Source organism: Hyalangium sp. (assembly GCF_035629615.1).
In the GTDB taxonomy this organism is placed as follows: Bacteria; Myxococcota; Myxococcia; order Myxococcales; family Myxococcaceae; genus Hyalangium.
This window is the reverse complement of the sequence record NZ_DASPHO010000255.1, coordinates 1-3,745: the sequence shown is the minus strand read 5'-3', so window position 1 is coordinate 3,745 and position 3,745 is coordinate 1. Positions and strand designations below refer to the sequence as shown.

Sequence of the window (3,745 nt, the reverse complement as noted above, 5' to 3'; positions counted from 1 at the left end):
GCCTCAGCAGCCGCTTCTCTCCGCGCGTCAGCCTCAGCGGCATGGAGGCGGGCTCATGGCCTGGAGCGCTCGCCGTCAGCTGGTACAGGCCTGGCCGCACCTGCACCTCCTTCCAGGGTCCGGAGGTGAGCAGCAGCGGCGGCGGCTTCTCCTCGTCGAGCTCCGCATCGTGGGCCAGTGGCTTCAGCTCCAGCTGAGTGCCCGGCGCAGCTGACTCCACAGTCAGCAGGCTCGGGGCGGTCCACCGCTTCCAACGGTGTTCCCCCACGTCGTACAGCCGCAACCGCTGCAGCAGCCCGTGCAGCGTGGCCAGCTCCCCTTCCTGTTCGGCGAGGAGGGCTCGCTCATAGAGGTAGTCCGCCAGCGCGTCCCACACGTTGCTGCGATCGGGCGCCAGCACCAGCGCGCGCTCCAGCCCATAGGCCACGGCGTTGAAGTGCTGGTGGACCTGCGCGCTCTTGTCAGCGGCTTCCGTCCAAGCCCTGTCTCCGTCGGCCTTGAGGCCAGCCCCGTACAAATTGAAGGCCTCTGCACGCTCGGTGGCCAGTGCTTCGCGCTCGAGTTGGGCCTTGTTCAGCGCGACAGTGGCCTCTCCGACCAGCTGTTGAAGCTGCTGCTCCAGCTGCATGCGCTCGCGCAGCAGTCCGCTGCTATAGACGAACCCCAGCAGCACGAGGAAGCCCGCGGCCAGCGCCCGCCGCGCCATGCGGGTGCGCACCACCGTGCGGCGGGACTCATCCAGGAACTCCTGCTCCCGGCGCGTCAGCTCGCCTGGATCCAGCACGGCCGTCTCGGACAGCTGCCGGGGCCCCCAGAGCACGTCGCGCGTGTGCCCCAGCCGCTCCCAGTGGGCGGCTGCAGTCTCCAGCCGGGCCTGCACCTCGCGGCGCTCGGCGGCCTCCGCCAGCCAGCGTGCCAGCGTCTTCCAGCCAGTGACGAGCGCCTCGTGCGCCACTTCATAGGAGGTGCCATCCTCCGCCTCGCGGGCCACCAGCAGGCGCGCACGCACCAGGGCCTCGAGCGCGGCGCGGTAGCGGGGGTCCGTGCCCACCAGCTCCCGGTCCGTCTTTCTTGCTCGCGTGCCGTCCGCGGTGATGAGGCGCAGCAGCACCCCGCGCGCGGCCACGCGCTGATCGGGCAACAGCCTGTCCACGGCCGCGTCCGCGTGCCGCGCCAGCGCACCCGCGACTCCGCCCAGCCCGTCCAGCGCCGCCTGGGTGATGACCTCGGCGGCCTTGTCACGCGCCTCCCACAGCTCGGCCAGGGCGAACTGGAGCAGCGGCAGCCCGCCCTCGGTGGCGGCGGTGGTGGCCACCAGCGTGTCCACCAGCGCCTCGGACTCGAAGCGCACGCCCTTGATGCGCGCCGGGCCGACGATGGTCTCCCGCATCTCCTCGGGCGTCAGCGCGCGCAGCAGGTACAGCGCGCGGGGCAGCTCGGCGCCCAGCCCTGGCACCGCTGTCAGCCGGGTGAGGAAGTCGCTGCGGCCGGTGGCCAGCAGCCGCACCCCGGTGACTCCCTCGGCCAGCTCCCCCAGCGCCAGGCCTGCCTGAGCAGCCTCCTCCTGGGGGGCAAGCGTCACCAACTCCTCGAGCTGATCCACGTAGAGGATCAACCCGTCCTTCGCCCCCAGCTTCGCGCGCAGCCGGCGGGCCAGCTGCGTGGGCTCCGTGTGGAGAAGCTCGGCCAGGGGCTCCTCCTGCATCTCCAGCACGGGCGCCAGCGCCGCGGCGAGCGCGGCCACCGGGCGACGGCCCGGCACCAGGCGCGCGCTGCGCCACTTCCGTCCGTCCTCCAGCCCCCCGTCGGCGATGAGGGGGAGGATGCCGGCCAGACACAGCGAGGACTTGCCCACGCCCGAGTCGCCGGTGATGAGCAGGAAGGGCTCGCCCTTGAAGCGCTCCAGCACCGCGCGCTGCTCGCGCCGGCGGCCAAAGAAGAGGGCGCGGTGCTCGGCCTCGAAGGCCTGGAGGCCGCGGTAGGGGTTGCCCTCGGGGATGGCGCCGGCAGCGGTCTCGTCCCGGCCGATCTGCTCCAGCGCGTCGAGCATCGCCGCGGCCGAGGAGTAGCGCTCCGAGAGCTCTCGCCGCAGGCTGCGATCGATGACGGCGGCGAAGTCTGGATCCACGCCGGGAGCGGCCTCGGCGAGCGGACGTGCGTCCCGGGAGCGCACCGCCTCGGAGAGCTCGCGCCAGGGCACGTCGCGGAAGGGGCCCTTGCCCGAGCACAGCTCGTAGAGGACGACGCCCAGCGAATACACGTCGCTGCGCGCGGTCAGATCCTCGCCAGCCCAGGCCTCCGGCGACATGTAATACGGCGTGCCCACCAGAGCGCCGCGGGGGAGCGAGGGGAGGAAGACGCCGTCCAGGGAGCGGGCGCCGAAGCCAGGGCTGGCTTCCGGATCCAGCTCCGCGGGCAGCTCTGGCGGAGAGGGAGGCCTGCTCTGGCCCTGTCCCTGCTCGGGGGCGGCCGGGTCCAACAGCTTGGCCAGGCCAAAGTCGAGCAGCTTCACCTCGCCGCTCTCGGTGAGCACGGCGTTGCCGGGCTTGATGTCGCGGTGCAGGACGCCGCGGCGGTGGGCCGCGCTCAGCCCGCGCGCCAGATCCTTGCCGATGGAGAGCGCGCGCTCCCAGGGCACGGGCTTGGCGAGCCGGTCCAGGCTGACGCCGCGGATGAACTCAGAGATGAGGTACGGCTGCTCCTCGAGCTGCCCCACACGGTAGAGGGTGACGACGTTGGGGTGCTGGATGCGAGCGGCGGCCCGGGCCTCCACGAGGAAGCGGGCGAGGGCGTTGTGGCCCAGGGCAGGGATGAACTTCACTGCCACGGGCCGCTCGAGCAGCGTGTCGTGCGCCAGGTACACCCGTCCCGTGCGCCCGCGGCCGATGAGCCGGATCAAGCGATACTCATCGAACTCCTGGGGAGGAGTCCACGTATCCGGCGGCGTGGAGGAGGCGGGAGAGGCCACGGTGGGTGCCTACGCGCCCGGACCGCGGCGATCAAGCCGTCCGGGTGCGGGTGCTCGCGAGGGGGCTAGGGCTTGTCCTTCGCCTTGCTCGGCTTGAGCATGTTGCGGATCTTGTTCTCGAGGTCCTGAGGCAGGCAGGGCTTGGCGACGAACTCGTCGGCACCGGCCTCCTTGGCATGGTTCTCGCTGCCCGCGAGCACGTGGCCGCTGAGCGCCATCACGGGGATGTCTCGGGTGCGGGAGTCCTGCTTGATGAGGCGGGTGGCCTCCCAGCCGTCCATGACGGGCAGGGACAGGTCCATGAGGATGATGTCGGGCGAGGCATCCTGGGCCTTCTCCACGGCCTCCGCGCCGTTGCGAGCGGTCTCGACCTGGAAGCCAGCGAACTCCAGATACTCGGCGTACATCTCCCGAGCGTCATCGAAGTCATCGACGACGAGGACGCGTTTCTTCGAGGGTGCGGACTCGGCGCTTGCACCCGCCTCGGCTGGCGGAAGTTTCGTGGCCGACTGGCTCATGGCGCGGGGGGTCTCCAGCGTACGGGGAACGGACGGAGGATCATTCTATACACAGACTGCCCGTTGCGCCCTGCCCCCCCTGTGGGCGAGGCGTGCACCATCGCTCGGTCCAAGTGTTCGGAAAACGACACCGCCCCCTCGGAGAGGCTCCGAGAGGGCGGCGGGACTGCGTTCAGCCTGGACTTAGCTCACCAACATCACTGCGCCGGCAGCGGAATGTTGATGGGGGTGACCAAGGAGCCACTGACGGTCACGTCGG

At 71.1% G+C, this 3,745-nt stretch carries 2 protein-coding genes; both read right to left on the bottom strand.

All coding sequences use genetic code 11. The features are described from left to right. On the bottom strand, nucleotides 1-2,968 hold a 2,968-nt coding region (locus VD972_RS12780), incomplete at its 3' end, for a serine/threonine-protein kinase (RefSeq protein ID WP_324985991.1). Nucleotides 2,969-3,033: 65 nt separating this feature from the next. Beyond that, the gene (locus tag VD972_RS12775) at nucleotides 3,034-3,486 is read right to left on the bottom strand and encodes a response regulator (protein ID WP_324985988.1); all 453 of its coding nucleotides are present in this window, start codon (nucleotides 3,484-3,486) and stop codon (nucleotides 3,034-3,036) included. Between the last annotated feature and the right edge of the window lie 259 nt (nucleotides 3,487-3,745).

Coding starts and splice junctions, on each gene's coding strand:
- VD972_RS12775 (WP_324985988.1), bottom strand. CDS start 3,486: ATGAGCCAGTCGGCCACGAAACTTCCGCCAGCCGAGGCGGGTGCAAGC.